The following is an 18166-nucleotide window of genomic DNA, read 5'->3' on the forward strand; positions in this document are numbered from 1 at the left end:
AGATGTGTAGAAGAAAAGGCCATCAGTCCCGACGGGCGGTACTGCTGAAGCGTCGGGACTGATGGCCCGAGGCCACCCAGAGTCCCTCCCACAGAAGATCGGCTGTGCTGGGTCGCAGGACGGCTCTCAGAGGCTCGCCACCTCGATGGCGCACGGCCGCATCAAACAACACGCTTGCACCCAAACAAAAAGGGCGCGGCTTTCGCCGCGCCCTTTGCCGACACCAGGTCGGAAACTACCGCTGATTCAGCGCCCGCGTCCCGGAAGCTGGATCTGCGTGGTCCAACTGGCCGAATCGTCACTCGGATCGGCATCGGCCGAGGTCGAGTGCGCATTGGCCTGGATCGTCACCACGCGATTGGCCGGCGCCGGCAGCACCGGCGTGATCAGGGTGAAGGCCGCGGAGGCACCTGCCGCCAGATCCTTCGCTGTGGTGCAGTGGAAACGCGCCGCACGTGGGCCGCCTTGCAACTGCTTCTGGCAGCTCCAGCCACGCGGTGCGACCAGCGTGGACAGCAGCGACAAGGTATTGCCCTCCACGTCCAGGCTGACGCCACGCGAAGGCGCGTTGCCGTGATTGACCAGCTTGATCGCGTACTGCGCGCTGAGTGCGGTGAACGGCAGCGTGGTCGGGCCTTGCAGGGTCACTGCCAGGTTGCCGGCCGGGCGCGCCTGCAACGTGACCGTGGCCTGGTCGTCGTTGTCATCCGGCTGCGGATCTTCGGTGTTGGAGCGCACCGACGCGGCCAGGGTCAGGCTGCTGCCGACCATCGTTGTGTTGCTCGGCACCTTGATGGTGAACGACTGCGCTGCACCCGAAGCGAACTGGGCGATGGTGCAGCTGACGGTGGTGTTGGCACCTTCCGCTTGCGCGGCCTGGCAGCTCCAGCCCGGCGCGGCGGTGACGGTCGGGGTGACCTGCGCGTTGATCGCGAACGCCACCGCCGCGGTTTCGGCCGCTTCCGGTCCGTGGTTGGCGACGTCGACGGTGTAGATCACCGTATCGCCGGCGTAGACCGGGTCGTTGGCCGCGTTCACCGCCACGCCCAGGTTGGCGCGCTGCACCGGCTTGAGCTTGAGCAGGACCAGGGTCGGATCGTGGTCGGACAGGCGGGTCGGGGTGGTGAAGTCGTTGCGCGCGGTCTCCGGGAAATCGGCGTTGACGCGGGCGTGGCCCAGCACCAGCGTGGCGACCTGCGCGTCGTTCATCAGCGCGTGGTTGGCGATGATGTGATCCAGCGACTGCACGTTGCCGTCGTAGGTGTAGGAGTAGCTCTGGTCGGGCGTGTTGAGCCAGGTCAGGTCGGTGTAGGCCGGCGTGACCAGGGGCGCGCCGTCGCCGGCCACCACGGTTTCGTCGTCCGGCGAAGGATGGCCGGTGAGCGTGCCCATGATGTCGGCGTAGCCGTCGTTGAACTCGAACGCGTTGAAGTCGCCCATCACCAGCACCTTCTCGTCCGGCGTGGCGGCCTGGCGTGCCTGCAGCAGGTTGGCCAGCCATACCGCCTGGGCCTGGCGCTTGGCGCGGATGCGCTGGCCGGAGGCGTCGTCGGTCTCGGCGCCGTTGAGCGAGCGCTGGTGGACCACGATCGCGGTCAGCGGCAGCTGGCGGCCGTCGGCGAAGTGCGCGATGGCTTCCAGGATCAGCGGCGGACGGTCATTGAGCAGGCTGACGGTGCCGCTGGGCTCGGTCCAGGTCGTGTCCTTGCCCTGCTGGCTGATCGACTTGACCTCGATCCGCGCCACGCCGGCCGCGACCTCGGATTGCTTGACCAGGAAACCGACATCGATGCCGCCGACGTCGTTGCCTTCGATCAGGTAGGCCGCGTACTGCGGATCGGGCTGGCCGGCGGCGACCGCGTCGGCGTTGACCTTGGCGGCGACCTGCTGCAGCACGGTCAGGTTCTCGATCTCGACCGTGCCGAGGATGTCCGGCAGGTGCAGATAGTCGCGAATCGCCAGCGAGGCCTTGTTGAGGCGGCCCTGGTAGGCGGCGCTGCTCAGCACCGGCTCGCCGATCGTCGGGTCGTTCTGATCGTCGAAGAAGCGCTCCATGTTGTAGGTGGCGACGCTGACGTCATCGCTCGACGGCTCCGGTGCCGGAGTCGGGCCGACGCGGCTGCAATCCACCTGCGGCGCGGTTTCCGGATCGATCGTGTAGCGGCGGTAGCCGTAATCGAGCGGGCCGGTGACGCCGGTGACGATGCAGCCGGAGGCCACGTCGATGCGCGCCCCGCCCAGGGCGGCGCTGGCGACCGCGAGCACCTGCGGGCTGGTGTTCCAGCGCGGCACGTTGGCAGGTGAACCGGCCGGCAGCGGATCGGGCAGCTGCACGCCCGGGCCACGCCACGCGCGCGGCTGGCCGGTCACCACGGCGTGGAAGACGCCGGTGCTGCTGGCGGTCGCGGTGGATTCGGTGACGCTGCCGCCGGTCGGCGCGTTGACGGTCAGGCTGGGAACGGTGACGCGCATGCCTTCCAGGCGTTCGAGCTGGTCGTAGCTGCCATTGGCATCCGGGAAGGTGGTGGTCAGTTCGACGGCCGTCGGCAGCGCGTTGCCGGTGGACTGCACCACCACGCTCAGCGGACCGACCAGTTCGGTCAGCGGCGGCTGGGTCGGATCGGTGCTGGGCACGTACTCGGCCACGGTGCCCTGCACGGTGACGCGGTTGCCGGCCGCGGCGTCGGCCGGCGGCGCGCTGCCGGTGTAGACGTAGATGCCTTCGGAGGTTGCCGGATCGCTGTCGGCCTCGGCATCCGGGGTCTGCATGAAGAAACCGGCGCTGCGGCGACCGGTGACGATGCCCGAGGTGGCGACCACCTGGCCCTCGTACGGCGAGCGCGTATCGGCGCCCTGGATCGCATGGATCGGGATGCGGTTGAAGTCGTCGTCGATGATCGTCGCGGTGGCGCGGGTGGTGCCCAGGCGGGCGCCGCTGATGTCGCTGAAGTCGACGTAGAAGACTTCGTTGCCTTCGACCAGGGTGTCATCGATCAGCTCGATCGCCAGCGTCGCGCTGCTCTCGCCCTCGGCGATCGTCAGCGTGCCCGATGCGGCCCGGTAATCGCTGCCGGCGGTGGCGGTGCCATCGACGGTGGCGTAGGCCACGCTGACGCCACCGGCACCGGCCGGCTCGTTCAGCACCACCTGCAGCACCAGCGAGCCGGCGTTCTCGGCGGCCGAGGCATCGGCCACGGTCAGGATCGGCAGACCGCCGCCGTCGCACAGGTGGATCGCGCTGGCGCTGTTGCGCGGGGCCGCTGCGCCGGTGGCGAAATCGGCGCCGTTGTTGTCGCTGTCGGTACAGCCGCCATTGGCGCGCAGCACCGCCAGTGTGTTGCTCGGTGCCGCCGTCGGCGTGCTGCCTTCGGCGCAGTTGGCGGTGCTGCCGAAACCGACGAAATCGATGTTGCCGGTCGGGCAGGTGCCGCTCAGCGCGGTGGACGCGTTGCTCAGCGCGACCTTGCCGGCGGTGCCGCTCATCGCGGTGGTGCCGGTCGCGTCCGGGGCCGGCAGATCGACGCTGCCGCCGCTGCCGTCGGCCTGCTTGACCAGGTAGTAGGCGCCCGGCGCGACGCTGCCGGACAGCCTGGTCACCGCCCAGCTGCTGCCGGTGGCGGAGGCGTACTGCACCGACCAGCCGGTCAGGTCGACCGTGTTGGCGCTGTTGTTGTGCAGCTCGATGAAATCGCTCTTGTAGGTGGCCCCGCTGTTGCCGCCACCGCCATATACCTGGCTGATGACGACCTGGGCCTGGCCGCTGCCGGCATACGCCAATGCGCACGCGAGCGCCGCTGCTCGAAGCAGTGTCTCTCTCATATAGATTCCCCAGAAATCCTTAAGAAAAGGAAAAATGCTGTCCTGCCCGGAGTCGGCCCCCCAACCGCCCCCACCGGATTGTGCACTGTGCGTCGGCTTTCTGACGCATCCATGACAGCCCCGCGACCACCTGCGCTACCCTTGCCGCCCCTGAAAGCAGTTCCGGCCATGTCCGTCGAAAAGAACCTGCGTGAACTGGAAGCCGGCATCCACACCGATCTGCAAGGTCGGCTGACCTACGGCGGCTACCTGCGGCTGGACCAGTTGCTGTCGGCGCAGCAGCCGCTGTCCGATCCGCCGCACCACGACGAGATGCTGTTCATCATCCAGCACCAGACCTCCGAGCTGTGGCTGAAGCTGCTGGCGCACGAGCTGCACGCGGCGGTGACGCACCTGCAGCGCGATGAGGTCTGGCAATGCCGCAAGGTGCTGGCGCGCAGCAAGCAGGTGCTGCGGTTGCTGACCGAGCAGTGGTCGGTGCTGGAGACACTCACGCCCAGCGAGTACATGGGATTCCGCGACACGCTCGGCCCGGCGTCGGGGTTCCAGTCGCTGCAGTACCGCTACATCGAATTCCTGCTCGGCAACAAGAATGCGCAGATGCTCAAGGTGTTCGACTACGACGCGGCCGGGCAGGCGCGGCTGCGCGCGGCGCTGGACGCGCCGAGCCTGTACGACGAATTCCTGCTGTACCTGTCGCGCTGGGGCCACGCGATCCCGGCCGAGCACCTGCAGCGCGACTGGACCCTGGCCCACGTATCCGATCCCGCGCTGCGCCCGGTGTTCGAGCGCATCTACGAGAACACCGACCGCTACTGGCGCGAATACTCGCTGGCCGAGGACCTGGTCGATCTGGAAACCCAGTTCCAGCTCTGGCGCTTCCGCCACATGCGCACGGTGCAGCGCATCATCGGATTCAAGCGCGGCACCGGCGGCTCCAGCGGCGTGGGCTTCCTGCGGCAGGCGCTGGAGCTGACCTTCTTCCCGGAGCTGTTCGAGGTTCGTACCTCGATCGGCATGCCGCCAGAGTCTGTCCCGTAGGAGCGGCTCCACGTAGGAGCGGCTTCAGCCGCGATGAGGCGTTACCAGGAAAGCCCCCTCGCGGCTGAAGCCGCTCCTACGATGAAGCATGGCGAGCAACGGTCTCGTTTGACATCAATTTGACGTGAAGACCACCCGTCGGTGATGCTCGCCTGTCGCCTCGGCCCCGCCCGGGCCCGCCCGTCATCACTGAATACGCAAGGGAACCCTTCATGAGCGTCGACGCCACCGCGCCGAACCCCGCTACCCCCACGCCGCCGCAGATCCCCGAGTTCAAGACCATCCTCGGCCATCCCAAGCCGCTGTGGATGCTGTTCATGTCCGAGTTCTGGGAGCGCTTTGCCTTCTATGGCATCCGCTGGGCGCTGGTGTTGTACATCGTGTCGCAGTTCTTCGACGGCGACGCCGCCGGTCAGGCGCCGGCCGGCCGCACCTATGGCGCCTACCTGGCGCTGGTGTATGCCTCGGCGATCTTCGGCGGCTACATCGCCGACCGCGTGCTCGGTTATCAACGCTCGATCCTGGTCGGCGCGGTGGTGATGGCGGCTGGCCTGTTCATGATCGCGGTGCCCAACCACACCGTGTTCGAGATCGGCCTGGCCACCGTGGTGGTCGGCAACGGCCTGTTCAAGCCGAACATCTCGACCATGGTCGGCAAGCTCTATGGCGTGGCCGACCCGCGTCGCGACAGCGGATTCACCATCTTCTACATGGGCATCAACCTGGGCGCGATGATCTCGCCGGTGTTGACCCAGCTGCTGGCGGAAAAGGTGTTCGGCACCGCCGCGATGCCGTCCTACAAGATCGTGTTCATCGCCTCTGGCATCGGCATGCTGATCTGCCTGGCGTGGTTCTGGGTCGGTCGCGCCCAGCTCAAGGGCATCGGTGCGCCGCTGCCGGGTGGAGCCAGCCTGGCGCGCGTTGCCTGGGTGCTGGCCGGCATGGTGGTGGCGGTTCCGGTGGTGTATTCGCTGCTGGCCGCCGGCGCCGATGTGCTGCAGCTGATCCTGACCGTGCTGTTCGTCGGCCTGGCCGCGCTGCTGCTGGTGGAGGGCGCCCGCAACGGCAAGGTCGCGCGCGACAAGACCATCGCGATGCTGATCATCTTCGCCTTCAACGTGCTGTTCTGGATGTTCTTCGAGCAGGCCGGCAGTTCCTTCACCTTCCTGGCTGACAACATCGTCAATCGCACGTTCGGCAGCTGGACCTTCCCGACCGCGTGGTTCCAGTCGGTCAACTCGATCGCGATCATCACCCTGGCGCCGCTGATCGCCTGGATCTGGGTGGCGATGGGCCGCGCCAACCCGTCGATCCCGCGCAAGTTCGGCCTGGGCCTGCTGTTCAACGGCCTGGCATTCCTGTTGCTGATGTTCGCGCTGTCCTCGCTGGTGGACGACGCCGGCAAGATTCCGTTCTGGACCTTGTTCATGGTCTACGTCATCCAGTCGGTGGGCGAGCTGTGCCTGTCGCCGATCGGCCTGTCGATGGTGACCAAGCTGGCGCCGGTGCGCCTGGTCGGGTTCGGCATGGGCGGCTGGTTCCTGTCCACCGGCATCGGCAACAATCTTTCGGGCATCTTCGCCGGCCATGTCAGCGGCGAGGAGGGCATGAGTGTCACTTCGGCCCTGTCCGGGTATACCTTCGGCTTCTGGGCTCTGCTGATCGCCGGCGCGTTGCTGTTCCTGATCGCCCCGCTGATCAACAGGCTGATGCATGGCGTGAAGTGAGGACCCCCACGATGGCAAAGAACAAAATGATGGTGGCCGCGTTGCTTGCGGCCGTGCTGGCTGGCTGCGGCAAGGCTCCCGAACCACCGGCGCCGCGGCCGCTCGACACCTCGGTGCAGAAGCCGCCATCGGCCGATCCGACCCAGCCGGTCGCTTCCGGCAACACCCCGGCCGCGGCGGATGTTGCCGCCGTGGCCGCGCTCAGCGCTTCATTCGACCCGGCGCGCGACCCGGTCGCCGACCTGGAGACCGCCAAGGTCGAGGCCAAGCGTGGCGGCAAGCGCATCCTGATCGACGTCGGCGGCGAGTGGTGCTCGTGGTGCCACATCCTCGACGAGTTCATTGGCGGCGACGCGGAGATCCGCAGCTTCCGTGACGAGAACTACGTCTGGCTGAAGGTCAACTTCAGCGACGAGAACGAGAACACCGCGTTCCTGTCGCAGTACCCGCAGATCCAGGGCTACCCGCACCTGTTCGTGCTCGACAACGACGGCAAGCTGCTGCACTCGCAGTTCACTGCCGAGTTGGAGAAGGGCAAGGGCTACGACCGCAAGAAGTTCTTCGACTTCCTCAAGCAATGGGCGCCGCCAAAGGTGTGAGGCGCGGGGGCCGTTCGTAGGAGCGGCTCTGGGTGGCCTAGGGCCATCAGCCGCGATGGGGCTGTCACGCAGATCCCTCCGCAAAAGCCCGCACATCCATAGTGCGGGGATTTCAAAGGGGAAAGCCCCATCGCGGCTGATGGCCCTAGGCCACCCAGAGCCGCTCCTACGAAGGCGAACAAAGGCGAATCGTCAGCCCTTCTGCCCCATCCGCGGCAGGCCGTCCTTGGCCAGCCGGTCGATCAGGCTCTCCAGCACGCGGCGCTCCTCTTCGGACAGTGTCGACATCAGCCGGCCTTCCATCTCGTTGACCAGCGGCGCGACGGTCTCGTAGACCTGCCTGCCGGCCGAGGACAGCGCCAGCATCGAGCGGCGTCGGTCGTCGCCGTGGGTCTCGCGGCGGATGAAGCCGCGCTCCAGCAACCGCGCCACCGCCCGGCTCACCGCCACCTTGTCCATCGCGCTGCGATCGGACACCTCGCTTGCCGACGAACCCGGATACAGGGCCAGGATCGTGATGACCCGCCACTCGGGAATCGCAATGCCGTAACGATCACCGTAGATCTTGGCGATGTTGGCGCTGACTCGATTGGACAGCACGCTGATCCGGAACGGCAGGAACTGTTCCAGGTTGATCAGGACGGGATGGTGGCTGAGGCTTGGGTGGTCGGATTCGCTCATGCTGCGCTGCGTCTTGATGGTGGTTTCATTTGAAACTACAAAGGGCACGTGGCCTGCGCATTCTCGCGGGTCTTCTGCCGCCTCGCATAGCCCTGGTGGCCTGGAAGAGGAGAAAACAATCATGAGCGCGCAAACCAGCATCGCCGATTTTCGCCCCGATCCGGGCATGCACGTGACCACGTTCGAGAACCCGATGGGGATCGACGGCTTCGAGTTCGTCGAATTCGCCGCACCGGCCGGGCAGGGCGAGCTGCTGCACAGGCACTTCCGCACGCTGGGTTTCAGCGCGGTGATGAAGCACAAGCAGCGCCCGATCACGCTGTACCGGCAGGGCGGGGTCAACTTCCTGGTCAACGAGGACCCGGATTCGTTCGCGGCCGATTTCGCGGCCCAGCATGGCCCGTGCGCCTGCGGCTTCGCGATCCGCTTCCGGCATCCGGCAGACGAAGTGCTCGACACCGTGCTCGGCAATGGCGGCGAGGCGGTGACGCACAAGGCCGACACCCGCGCGGTCGCCGCGCCGGTGGTCAAGGGCATCGGCGACTGCATGCTGTACCTGGTCGATCGCTACGGCGAGGCCGGCAGCGTCTACGACGACGCGTTCGAGCCGATCGCTGGCGCCGGGCAGCACCCGGCCGGCTTCGGGCTGACCTTCATCGACCACCTGACCCACAACCTCTACTTCGGCAACATGCAGAAGTGGTCGGATTACTACGAGCGTCTGTTCAACTTCCGCGAGATCCGCTACTTCGACATCAAGGGCGCCAAGACCGGGCTGGTGTCCAAGGCGATGACCGCGCCGGACGGCATCGTGCGCATCCCGCTCAACGAGTCCTCCGACCCCAGGAGCCAGATCAACGAATACCTGGACGCCTACCATGGCGAAGGCATCCAGCACATCGCCTGCTTCACCGACGACATCTACACGACGGTGGAGAAGATGCGTGCGGCGGGCGTGCAGTTCCTCGATACGCCCGACACCTACTTCGACGTGATCGACATGCGCATCCCCGAACACGGCGAGGACGTGGCGCGGCTGCGTCGCAACAAGATCCTGATCGACGCCGACCCGGATACCAAGCGCCGCAAGCTGCTGCAGATCTTCACCCAGAACTGCGTCGGCCCGATCTTCTTCGAGATCATCCAGCGCAAGGGCAACGAGGGGTTCGGCGAGGGCAATTTCCAGGCGCTGTTCGAGAGCATCGAGCGTGACCAGATCAAGCGCGGCGTACTATAGCGACCTCCCTTCGTCAGGTATCGCCATGCTCAAGGAACTCACCGATCTGTTGACTTGCCGGGAACTCAAGCCCGAGGAACTGGCATCGCGCGTGGCCGAGATCGAAGGCGCGCCGGAAGATCCGGATCTCGAGTGGATGGAGGATGCGCCGCCTGAAGTGCAGTTGCAGACCGCGATCACCTTCAAGCTCAACGACTTCATCGCCTCGGCCGACAAGATCGACGATGTGCATGAGCAGCTCAGCGAGTTCTTCGGCGAGCCGTTGCCCGGCTATCCGGAGCACGAAGACGGCAACTGGTTCACGCCGGACGAGTATTTCGCATGGCTGGATCAGCGCCTGCTGCAGCGCGCCGGTGAGCATGGCAGCTACGAGCTGCTGCTGATCGGCGAATACTTCACCGACGACATGAACGCCATTCTGGTCATGCGTGCAGATGCGCCGCGGGTATTGGAAATCGCGACCGGGATGGCGCTTACCATCGAACGCGCGACCGAGCGCAGGCTGACGTGATCCCCGGATTCACACCGCGCGATTGATCTGCCGCCCGCCCGATTGTGTCCCGCCGCCGCCGTTGCCGGCGCGGCGTCCAACATGCCAGGGAGCCGTATGAATACCGCAGCCAACGACATCGACAACGCCACCCCGGTGCCCGGCACCGATGGTCTGCGCCAGCGTCCGTGCGGTTACATGACCGGCTTCGGCAACGAATTCGCCAGCGAGGCCGTGCCCGGGGCGTTGCCGATCGGACAGAACTCGCCGCAGCGGGTGGCGCACGGGCTGTATGCCGAGCAGCTGTCGGGCACCGCGTTCACCGCGCCGCGTGGGCACAACCGTCGCAGCTGGCTGTATCGCATTCGCCCGGCCGCCGTGCACGGCACGTTCTCGCCGTTCGAGCAGCCGCGCTTCCACAACGGCTTTGGCGATGGCGGCCCGGTGTCGCCGGACCAACTGCGCTGGGGCCCGTTGCCGATCCCGGATGCGCCGACCGACTTCGTCGATGGCCTGTACACGGTCGCCGGCAATGGCGCGCCCTCTGCGCATGCCGGCGTGGGCATCCATCTGTATGCGGCCAACGCATCGATGCACGGGCGCTATTTCTACGATGCTGATGGCGAACTGCTGATCGTGCCGCAGCAGGGGCGATTGGTGCTGCACACCGAGCTGGGCGTGATCGAGGTTGAGCCGCAGCAGATCGCGGTGATCCCGCGCGGCGTGCGCTTCCGCGTCGCGTTGCCGGATGGGCCTTCGCGCGGCTACATCTGCGAGAACTTCGGCGGGCTGCTGAGGTTGCCCGATCTCGGGCCGATCGGCGCCAACGGACTGGCCAATCCGCGTGATTTCGAAACGCCGCTCGCGGCCTACGAGAACATCGAGGGCCGCTTCGAGCTGGTCGCCAAGTTCGACGGTCACCTGTGGCGCGCCGACATCGATCATTCGCCGTTGGACGTGGTCGCCTGGCACGGCAATTACGCGCCGTACCGCTACGACCTGCGTCGCTTCAATGCGATCGGTTCGATCAGTTTCGATCACCCGGACCCGAGCATCTTCACCGTGCTGACCTCGCCGAGCGAGATTCCCGGTACGGCCAACATGGATTTCGCGATCTTCCCGCCGCGCTGGCTGGTGGCGCAGCACACGTTCCGGCCGCCGTGGTTCCATCGCAACGTCGCCAGCGAGTTCATGGGGCTGGTGCACGGTGCTTACGACGCCAAGGCCGAGGGCTTCGTGCCGGGCGGGGTGTCGCTGCACAACTGCATGAGCGGGCATGGCCCGGATGCGGCGACGTTCGAGAAGGCCTCGAATGCGGACGTGTCGAAACCCGACGTGATCGCCGATACGATGGCTTTCATGTTCGAGACCCGCGCCGTGTTGCGCCCGACCCGGCAGGCACTTGAGGCATCGCATCGGCAGGGCGACTACCAGCAGTGCTGGGCGGGTCTGAACAGACATTTCCGCGCACCGTAACCTGCTGCCCGGCAAGAACCCATGATCGTCGTCCCCGCGCAGGCGGGGACCCAGAGCCTTGAGGTTCACCGTGGGTAAGCCGCTGGATCCCCGCCTACGCGGGGACGACGAACGAAAGTGTTTGGGGACGATGACGTCAACGCGTCGTCATGGCGGTCGTCTCCAGCGCGGCCAGCGCCGGCAGGTGCGGCTCCGGCAGCACCTCGGCGACCCGCTCGCGCACGCGGCGCGCGTAGCCGGCAGCGGTCATCTGCGGCAGCTCGGTCAGCGCTTCCATCAGCGCGGTGATGATCGCGTCTTCGTCATGCGCCATCAGCAGGCGGCGACGCAGTGACTGGGCGACTTCGTTGCGTTGCAGCTCCAGCATGTCCTGCACGTAGATGCGTGCGGCGCTGAGCGAGCGTCGTCGCGCCGGAGTTGGAGCGATAGCGGTCGGCGCCGGTGCGGTAGTGACGGGCGCGGAGGGGCGTTCACGGTTCGGAGCGGTATCGCCCTCCAGGTAGCCCAGCTCTTGCAGTCGATGCACCAGCGCCGGCGCATCCGGCCCCAGCAACTGTGCCAGCTCGGCAATGCTGCGATGCCCGTCGCACAGGATCAGCGTGCGCCGCTGGCGCAGGTCCAGCGCCGTACGGTGCGAGGCGAGCGCACGGTGGGCGAGCTCTGTCTTGCGGGGATGCATGGGAGAAGGACTTCGAGTGCGCCCGCTCAGCCTGCGCCCGCCCGGTTAAACGCAGATGACAGCGGGTTCGCCAGAACGCACCGGCGTGGTGGACGATCTGGCGAGTCCATATCCGCCTGCAACGCTTCGCCCGTCAGGGTTCCTGCGTAGGCGGCGTGGTTGGCGTGTCCTCGTGCTCGCTGATCGGCGGCTGCGGCCGCTGTTCCAGCATCAACGACAGCGCCGCCTTGGCCATCAGGTGCGCGCTGATCGGCGCGGTGATGAACAGGAACGCGGTGATCAGCAGTTCGCGTGGCTGCGGGTCTTCGCCGAGGAACAGGTGGTAGCCGACCGAGCCGAGCAGCACGCAGCCCACGCCGAGCGTGCTGGCCATGGTCGGGGCATGCAGGCGCTTGAAGAAGTCCGACAGCTTCACCAGCCCGAACGCGCCGAGCACGATGAAGAACGTGCCGATGATCAGCAGCCCGCCCAGCACGTATTCGATCAACGCGATCATTCGACGATATCCCGGCGCAGCACGTACTTGCTCAGCACCACGGTGCTGACGAAGCCGAGCATCGCGATCACCAGCGCGGCCTCGAAGTAGATCGGTGAATCCAGGTGCATGCCGAGCAGCATCAGCTCGGCGATCGCGGTGACCGAGAGCGTGTCCAGCGCGAGGATCCGATCGGGCACGGTCGGTCCGCGCAGCAGCCGCCACAGCGCCAGCAGGATCGCCACGCCGATCGCGTGCATGCACACGACGATCGTGGTCTCGATGAAGATGTAGCCGGTCATGGGAAGATCTCCATCAACGGTTTCTCGTAGCGGGTCTTGATCTCGGCGATCAGCGTGTCCGGATCGTCCAGGTGCAGCACGTGCACCAGCAGGTATTTGCGGTCATCCGACAACGCCACCGATACCGTGCCCGGCGTCAGCGTGATCATGCTGGTCAGCGCGGTGATGCCGTGGATGTTGCCGATTTCCAGCGGGATCCAGATGAAGCCGGGGCGCAGCCGCGATTCCGGCCCCAGCACCTGGCGCGCGACCTTGAGGTTGGACATCACGATGTCCCAGAGCGCCACGCACAGCATCTTCGGGATCGAGCGCAGCGAGCCGATCCGCGCGAACTCGCGGTCCAGTCGCGCCGCCGCCAGCGGAATCACCAGCCCGAGCAGCGCGCCCATCACCGCCGCGCCGATGCCCAGGCTGTCGCTGAGCAGCATCCAGAACACGAATACCGTCGCGCTCAGCGGCAGCGAGGGAAACAGGCGGCGCAGCAGTGGTTTGCGGGTATGGCTCATGGCTGCCTCAGTTCCGGCACGCTGCCGCGTACTTGCTGCAGGTAGCCGGCCGGGTCGCGCAACTGCTCGGCGGCATCGTCGGCCCACTGCATCAGCGGGCCGGCGGCGAAGGTCATCGTCAGCACGTAGCCGAGCAGCAGCACGGTGGCGGCGGTCTCGATCGGGCGCATGCGCGCGCGGCGTGCAGGCGCGCGCGCAGGCTCGTCCTCGGCTGCGGCGGGTACGCGCCAGAACAGGCGCACGCCGGCGCGCGACAGGCCGATCAGCACCAGCAGGCTGCCGACCAGCACCGCGCCCCACACCGGCAGCACCAGCGCGTCCGGTATGTGTTGCAGCAGCGCGGCCTTGGCCAGGAAGCCGGACAGTGGCGGCAGCCCGGCCACCGCAACCGCGGCGATCAGGAACATCGCGCCCGGCAAGCCGCGGCCCGGCAGCGGCGCGACCACTTCCTTGCGGTCCGACGCGCTGCCGCGGCGGCGACGGATCAGGTCGGAGACCATGAACAACGCAGCAGCGACGAAGGTGCTGTGCGGCAGGTAGTACAGGCCGGCACCGACCGCGCCGGTATCGTCGATCGAGAACGCGACGAACAGCGTCGCGGCCGAGAAGATCACCAGGTACGACACCAGCACGCGCAGGCGGGTGGCGGCCATCACCCCGAGCCCGGCCAGCAGCAAGGTGCCCAGCCCGGTCCACAGCAGCGCGGTGTGGCCGAACCCGGCCATCGCCCCGGCCTGCGCGCCGAACCACAGCGAGGACACCCGCAGCACCGCGTACAGCCCGACCTTGGTCATGATCGCGAACAGCGCGGCGATCGAGGCCGGCGCGCGCGAGTAGGTTTCCGGCAACCACAGGTACAACGGCAGCAGCGCGGCCTTGCTGCAGAACACCAGCAACAGCAGGCCCATGGTCGCCTTCAGCAGCGGTACGTCCTGCGCCGGCACCTGCGCGATGCGCTGCGACAGCTCGGCCATGTTGAGCGTGCCAAGCAGCCCGTACAGCAGCCCGAGCGCGACCAGAAACAGGGTCGAGGCAGCGACGTTGAACACCACGTAATGCAGGCCGATGCGCAGCCGCAGCCCGCGCCCACCCGACAGCAGCAGGCCGTAGGAGGCGATCAGCATCACCTCGAAGAACACGAACAGGTTGAAGATGTCGCCGGTCAGGAACGCGCCGTTGAGGCCCATCAACTGGAACTGGAACAGCGCGTGGAAGTGCGGGGCGCGCCGGTCCCAGCCGGCGCAGGCGTGCAGCAGGCAGGCCACCGCCAGCAACGAGGTGGTCAGCAGCATCCACGCCGAGAGCCGGTCGGCCATCAGCACGATGCCCAGCCGCGAAGGCCAGTCGCCGAGCAGATAGACCTGCACCTGCCCGTCGGCCGTACGCGCGAACAGCGCCAGCACCGCGGCCAGCAGCGCGACCAACGAGGTCCAGGCGACCGCGCGGCGCACGTGGCGACCGTAGCGGCGATGCTCGACGAACAGCGACATCGCCGCGCCGAGCATCGGGATCAGGATCGGCAGGATTGCAAGGTGGCTCACTCGCGCGCCTCCGTTTCGTCGGCCGATGTGGCGATGTCGGCATCGTCCTCGTGCGCATCGACGTGGTCGCTGCGGTTGTCAGCGCGGCTGCGCATCGCCAGCACCAGGCTGATCGCGGTCATCGCGAAGGCGATCACGATCGCGGTCAGCACCAATGCCTGTGGCAATGGATCGGTGTGTTCGGCCAGGGTCGGCGCGATGCCATCACGCAGCACCGGTGGCTGGCCCGCGCGCAGACGGCCACCGGCGAAGATCAGCAGGTTGGTGGCATAGGACAGGAACGTGAGCCCGAGGATCACGTCGAAGCTGCGCGCGCGCAGCAATAGGTAAATGCCGATCGCGGTCAGCACGCCGATGGCGCTTGCCAGGGCCAGTTCCATCAGGCGGTTGCTCCGTTTGCGGGATGGGCCGTGCCGCTATCGCGACGTCGCTGCGCCATCTCCATCGTCGTCCCCGCCTGCGCGGGGACGACGGCTGCCAGATCATGGGTGGGGCGGTACATCAATGCACCTCCCCCGTCCGCGCAGAACGCTGCGCCGGATCAACCGCGCCACGCAGCGAGTCACGTGTACGTGAAGGCTTGATCGTGCCCAGCATCGACAGCATCAGCATCGCCGAGCCGAACACCACCAGATACACGCCGGTGTCGAAGCCCATCGCGCTGGCCAGTTCGATCTCGCCGATCAGCGGCAGGTGCAGTACGGCGTGGCCGCTGGTCAGGAACGGCACGCCGAACAGCATCGAGGCCGCGCCGCTGATCAGTGCGACCAGCAGGCCGACGCCGACCAGGCGGATGTAGTCGAAGCCAAAGCGCGATTCCACCGAAGCAGTGCCCTGGATCACGTACTGCATCAGCAGCGGCACCGCCAGCACCAGTCCGGCGATGAAGCCGCCGCCGGGCGCGTTGTGGCCACGCAGGAACAGGAACAGCGACACGGTCAGCGTCAGCGGGAACAGGATCTGCGCCAGATCGGCCGGCACCGGCAGCTTGATCGGCCCGCCCGGCATCGCCCGTTCCGGCGCCATCCGCGAGCGCCGCAGCAGCGCGTGCACCACCAGTCCGGCGATCGCGAACACGCAGATCTCGCCGAAGGTATCGAAGCCGCGGAAGTCCACCAGGATCACGTTGACCACGTTGCGCCCATAGGCTTCCGGCAGTGCGCGCGCCAGCATCTCGCCGGCCATGGTGTCGCCGGGGCGGGTCATCAGCGTGTAGGCCAGCGCGGCGAGGCCGGTGCCGGCCACGATCGCGAGCGCCGCATCGCGCCAGCGGCGCAGACGGCCGCGCTCGGGGCGCGAGAACTCCGGCAGGTAGTTCATCGCCAGCAACATCAGCACCAGCGTCACCATCTCCACCAGCAACTGGGTCAGTGCCAGATCCGGCGCCGACAGGAACACGAAAGTCAGGCTCACCGCCAACCCGGTGCCCCCCAGCACCAGCACCGCCAGCAGGCGCTGCCGATACAGGAACAGGCTGGCCAGTGCGCAGACGCTCATCAGCAACCATAGCGCCCAGCCCAGCAGCGGCATCGGTTGCGGAGCGCCCCAGACGGGCAACGAGCCACCTTCGAGGAACGGCATCGCCGCCACCAGCACCGCCGTCAGTACCAGCAGCATCAGCATGCGTTGCAGGCTGCCGTTGGCGAGGCCATCGGTGAAGCGCGAGGCCAGTCCGAACAATGAACGCAGTTGCCAGTCGAACAGCGAGCGACCCTGCGAACGCGATTCCACCGCGTGCAGATCCAGCACGCGTCGCAACAGCGCGTACAGCGCCACGCCACCGACCACGCCGAGCGCACTCATCGCCAGTGGCCAGTTCAGGCCGTGCCAGACCGCCAGGCTGTAGTCGGGCAGGGCGTTGCCGAGGATCGCACCGGCGCCGGCACGCAACACCGGCGCGATGGTCAGTGCCGGCACCACGCCGACCGCCACGCACACCAGCACCAGCACTTCGACCGGGATCTTCATCCAGCGCGGCGGCTCGTGCGGGACCACGTCGAGATCGCGCGGGCCATCGCCGAAGAACGTCTCGTGCACGAAGCGCAGGCTGTAGGCGACGCCGAGCACCGCGGCCAGCAATGCGGCGGCGCTGGCGAACACCCGCATCGGCAGCGGCGCGTGCGTTTCCAGCGCGACCGCGAAGAACATTTCCTTGGACAGGAAACCGTTGAGCAGCGGGATGCCCGCCATCGCCAGCGAGGCGATGATCGCCAGCGCGCTGGTGACCGGCATCAGCCGGCGCAGGTTGCCGAGCCGGCGCATGTCGCGGGTGCCGGTCTCGTGGTCGATGATGCCGGCGGCCATGAACAGCGAGGCCTTGAACACCGCGTGGTTGAGGATGTGGAACACGCCGGCCACCACCGCCAACGGCGTGGACAGCCCGAACAGCATCGTGATCAGGCCCAGGTGCGAGATCGTCGAATACGCCAATACGCCCTTCAGATCATGCTGGAAGATCGCATACCACGCGCCGATCACCAGCGTCACCGCGCCGACCGTGGTCACCACGTAGAAGAACAGTTCGCTGCCGGCCAGTACCGGATGCAGCCGCGCCAGCAGGAACACGCCAGCCTTCACCATCGTCGCCGAGTGCAGGTAGGCCGACACCGGCGTCGGCGCCGCCATCGCGTGCGGCAGCCAGAACTGGAACGGGAACTGCGCGCTCTTGGTGAATACACCGCCCAGCACCAGCAACAGCGCGTACGGATACAACGGGCTGGCGCGGATCACCTCGCCCGCGGCCAGCACCGCATCCAGATCGTAGCTGCCGACGATCCGCCCGATCAGCAGCACGCCGCCGAGCAGCGCCAGTCCACCACCACCGGTGATCACCAGCGCCATGCGCGCACCTTCGCGCGCGTCCTGGCGATGCGACCAGAAACCGATCAACAGGAACGAGCTGATGCTGGTCAGCTCCCAGAACACCACCAGCAACAGCAGGTTGCCCGACAGCACCATGCCCAGCATCGCGCCCATGAACAGCAGCAGATAGGCATAGAAGCGCGGCACGCTGTCGCGCTCGCTGAGGTAGTAGCGCGCGTACATCACCACCAGCGCGCCGATTGCCAGCACCAGCAGCGCGAACATCCAGGCCAGCCCGTCCAGGCGCAGCGTGAAGTCCAGCCCGATCTGCGACAGCCACGCGTGACTGACGCGCGGCACCTGGCCGGCCAGCACCGCCGGTGTCATCACGCCGAGCAACGCCAGCCCGAGCAACGGCGCACTGCCCGCCAGCCACGCGGAGGTGGCACGGGAGACGCGGGGCAGCATGGCCACGGCGGCGGCCATCAGGAACGGCAGCGCCAGTAGGAGGTCGAGGAGCGGGATCATGCAGGGAATCCGGGATTCGCGAGCAGATGTCCGAGTCTAACAAACGCGTTCACGTTGCCGGCGCACAACATGAACATGTTGTTTGGATTCGCATGGCGAACGGGCGCGCGCTGGGCTGCCTGTCGATGCATAAGGTATCCGTTGTTGGTCAAACAGATCGTCGTCCCCGCGCAGGCGGGGACCCAGCGACTTACTCTCTCGCAAGCTTCAAGTCACTGGATCCCCGCCTGCGCGGGGACGACGACTGAAGGCGAGCGACACGC

General features: G+C 67.0%; 15 protein-coding genes. 6 read left to right on the forward strand and 9 right to left on the reverse strand.

Annotated elements, in window-relative coordinates:
- Positions 1 to 246: 246 nt before the first annotated feature.
- Positions 247 to 3819 (reverse strand): Calx-beta domain-containing protein, encoded by a 3573-nt coding sequence (locus AC3WJE_RS13055; RefSeq protein WP_493731239.1) that lies wholly within the window; start codon positions 3817 to 3819, stop codon positions 247 to 249.
- A gap of 168 nt (positions 3820 to 3987) precedes the next feature.
- On the opposite strand from AC3WJE_RS13055, the gene AC3WJE_RS13060 reads away from it, so the two are divergent.
- The 3 genes from AC3WJE_RS13060 to AC3WJE_RS13070 all read left to right on the forward strand — a co-directional run bounded on the left by AC3WJE_RS13060 (position 3988) and on the right by AC3WJE_RS13070 (position 7186).
- Entirely contained in the window at positions 3988 to 4860 is an 873-nt protein-coding gene (locus AC3WJE_RS13060; RefSeq protein WP_493731240.1) for a tryptophan 2,3-dioxygenase, read from the forward strand.
- A 212-nt stretch (positions 4861 to 5072) separates the two neighbouring features.
- The gene (locus AC3WJE_RS13065; RefSeq protein ID WP_493731241.1) at positions 5073 to 6587 is read left to right on the forward strand and encodes a peptide MFS transporter; all 1515 of its coding nucleotides are present in this window, start codon (positions 5073 to 5075) and stop codon (positions 6585 to 6587) included.
- Between the two features lie 11 nt (positions 6588 to 6598).
- A complete protein-coding gene (locus AC3WJE_RS13070; RefSeq protein WP_493731242.1) occupies positions 6599 to 7186 on the forward strand; it encodes a thioredoxin family protein in 588 nt (195 codons plus the stop codon).
- A 192-nt stretch (positions 7187 to 7378) separates the two neighbouring features.
- On the opposite strand, the gene AC3WJE_RS13075 is transcribed toward AC3WJE_RS13070, so the two are convergent.
- Positions 7379 to 7867, reverse strand: a complete 489-nt coding sequence (locus tag AC3WJE_RS13075) for a MarR family winged helix-turn-helix transcriptional regulator (protein WP_493731243.1) — start codon at positions 7865 to 7867, stop codon at positions 7379 to 7381.
- 166 nt (positions 7868 to 8033) lie between these two features.
- Between AC3WJE_RS13075 and hppD the strand changes: the two genes are divergently transcribed.
- The 3 genes from hppD (at position 8034) to hmgA (ending at position 11070) form a co-directional block, all read left to right on the forward strand.
- Complete coding sequence (hppD, locus tag AC3WJE_RS13080; protein WP_493731298.1) at positions 8034 to 9104, forward strand: 4-hydroxyphenylpyruvate dioxygenase; 1071 nt, start codon at positions 8034 to 8036, stop codon at positions 9102 to 9104.
- A gap of 25 nt (positions 9105 to 9129) precedes the next feature.
- The gene (locus tag AC3WJE_RS13085) at positions 9130 to 9615 is read left to right on the forward strand and encodes a hypothetical protein (protein WP_493731244.1); all 486 of its coding nucleotides are present in this window, start codon (positions 9130 to 9132) and stop codon (positions 9613 to 9615) included.
- Between the two features lie 177 nt (positions 9616 to 9792).
- On the forward strand, positions 9793 to 11070 hold the full coding sequence (hmgA, locus tag AC3WJE_RS13090; RefSeq protein ID WP_493731299.1) for a homogentisate 1,2-dioxygenase: 1278 nt from the start codon (positions 9793 to 9795) through the stop codon (positions 11068 to 11070).
- A 136-nt stretch (positions 11071 to 11206) separates the two neighbouring features.
- Here the strand turns inward: hmgA and AC3WJE_RS13095 are convergent, their stop codons facing one another.
- The 7 genes from AC3WJE_RS13095 to AC3WJE_RS13125 form a co-directional block, all read right to left on the reverse strand.
- The gene (locus AC3WJE_RS13095; RefSeq protein WP_493731245.1) at positions 11207 to 11749 is read right to left on the reverse strand and encodes a hypothetical protein; all 543 of its coding nucleotides are present in this window, start codon (positions 11747 to 11749) and stop codon (positions 11207 to 11209) included.
- Between the two features lie 133 nt (positions 11750 to 11882).
- Positions 11883 to 12245 (reverse strand): Na+/H+ antiporter subunit G, encoded by a 363-nt coding sequence (locus AC3WJE_RS13100; RefSeq protein ID WP_493731246.1) that lies wholly within the window; start codon positions 12243 to 12245, stop codon positions 11883 to 11885.
- Entirely contained in the window at positions 12242 to 12526 is a 285-nt protein-coding gene (locus AC3WJE_RS13105) for a K+/H+ antiporter subunit F (protein WP_493731247.1), read from the reverse strand. Before AC3WJE_RS13105 ends, AC3WJE_RS13100 begins: the two co-directional genes overlap by 4 nt.
- Entirely contained in the window at positions 12523 to 13032 is a 510-nt protein-coding gene (locus AC3WJE_RS13110) for a Na+/H+ antiporter subunit E (protein WP_493731248.1), read from the reverse strand. The genes AC3WJE_RS13105 and AC3WJE_RS13110 overlap by 4 nt, the downstream gene beginning before the upstream one ends.
- Positions 13029 to 14573: a monovalent cation/H+ antiporter subunit D gene (locus AC3WJE_RS13115; RefSeq protein ID WP_493731249.1), complete on the reverse strand. Its 1545-nt coding sequence runs from the start codon at positions 14571 to 14573 to the stop codon at positions 13029 to 13031. Before AC3WJE_RS13115 ends, AC3WJE_RS13110 begins: the two co-directional genes overlap by 4 nt.
- Complete coding sequence (locus AC3WJE_RS13120; protein ID WP_493731250.1) at positions 14570 to 14953, reverse strand: Na+/H+ antiporter subunit C; 384 nt, start codon at positions 14951 to 14953, stop codon at positions 14570 to 14572. Before AC3WJE_RS13120 ends, AC3WJE_RS13115 begins: the two co-directional genes overlap by 4 nt.
- A 121-nt stretch (positions 14954 to 15074) precedes the next feature.
- On the reverse strand, positions 15075 to 17903 hold the full coding sequence (locus tag AC3WJE_RS13125) for a monovalent cation/H+ antiporter subunit A (RefSeq protein ID WP_493731251.1): 2829 nt from the start codon (positions 17901 to 17903) through the stop codon (positions 15075 to 15077).
- Positions 17904 to 18166: the final 263 nt, after the last annotated feature.

This window comes from Pseudomonas sp. GW821-FHT07E12, from assembly GCF_058986605.1.

What these genes read in the sequence shown, in the direction of transcription:
- AC3WJE_RS13055 (WP_493731239.1), bottom strand. Translation starts at nt 3,819, where the DNA reads ATGAGAGAGACACTGCTTCGAGCAGCGGCGCTCGCGTGCGCATTGGCG.
- AC3WJE_RS13075 (WP_493731243.1), bottom strand. Translation starts at nt 7,867, where the DNA reads ATGAGCGAATCCGACCACCCAAGCCTCAGCCACCATCCCGTCCTGATC.
- hppD (WP_493731298.1), top strand. Translation starts at nt 8,034, where the DNA reads ATGCACGTGACCACGTTCGAGAACCCGATGGGGATCGACGGCTTCGAG.
- AC3WJE_RS13110 (WP_493731248.1), bottom strand. Translation starts at nt 13,032, where the DNA reads ATGAGCCATACCCGCAAACCACTGCTGCGCCGCCTGTTTCCCTCGCTG.
- AC3WJE_RS13095 (WP_493731245.1), bottom strand. Translation starts at nt 11,749, where the DNA reads ATGCATCCCCGCAAGACAGAGCTCGCCCACCGTGCGCTCGCCTCGCAC.
- AC3WJE_RS13120 (WP_493731250.1), bottom strand. Translation starts at nt 14,953, where the DNA reads ATGGAACTGGCCCTGGCAAGCGCCATCGGCGTGCTGACCGCGATCGGC.
- hmgA (WP_493731299.1), top strand. Translation starts at nt 9,793, where the DNA reads ATGACCGGCTTCGGCAACGAATTCGCCAGCGAGGCCGTGCCCGGGGCG.
- AC3WJE_RS13085 (WP_493731244.1), top strand. Translation starts at nt 9,130, where the DNA reads ATGCTCAAGGAACTCACCGATCTGTTGACTTGCCGGGAACTCAAGCCC.
- AC3WJE_RS13070 (WP_493731242.1), top strand. Translation starts at nt 6,599, where the DNA reads ATGGCAAAGAACAAAATGATGGTGGCCGCGTTGCTTGCGGCCGTGCTG.
- AC3WJE_RS13105 (WP_493731247.1), bottom strand. Translation starts at nt 12,526, where the DNA reads ATGACCGGCTACATCTTCATCGAGACCACGATCGTCGTGTGCATGCAC.
- AC3WJE_RS13100 (WP_493731246.1), bottom strand. Translation starts at nt 12,245, where the DNA reads ATGATCGCGTTGATCGAATACGTGCTGGGCGGGCTGCTGATCATCGGC.
- AC3WJE_RS13065 (WP_493731241.1), top strand. Translation starts at nt 5,073, where the DNA reads ATGAGCGTCGACGCCACCGCGCCGAACCCCGCTACCCCCACGCCGCCG.
- AC3WJE_RS13060 (WP_493731240.1), top strand. Translation starts at nt 3,988, where the DNA reads ATGTCCGTCGAAAAGAACCTGCGTGAACTGGAAGCCGGCATCCACACC.
- AC3WJE_RS13125 (WP_493731251.1), bottom strand. Translation starts at nt 17,903, where the DNA reads ATGATCCCGCTCCTCGACCTCCTACTGGCGCTGCCGTTCCTGATGGCC.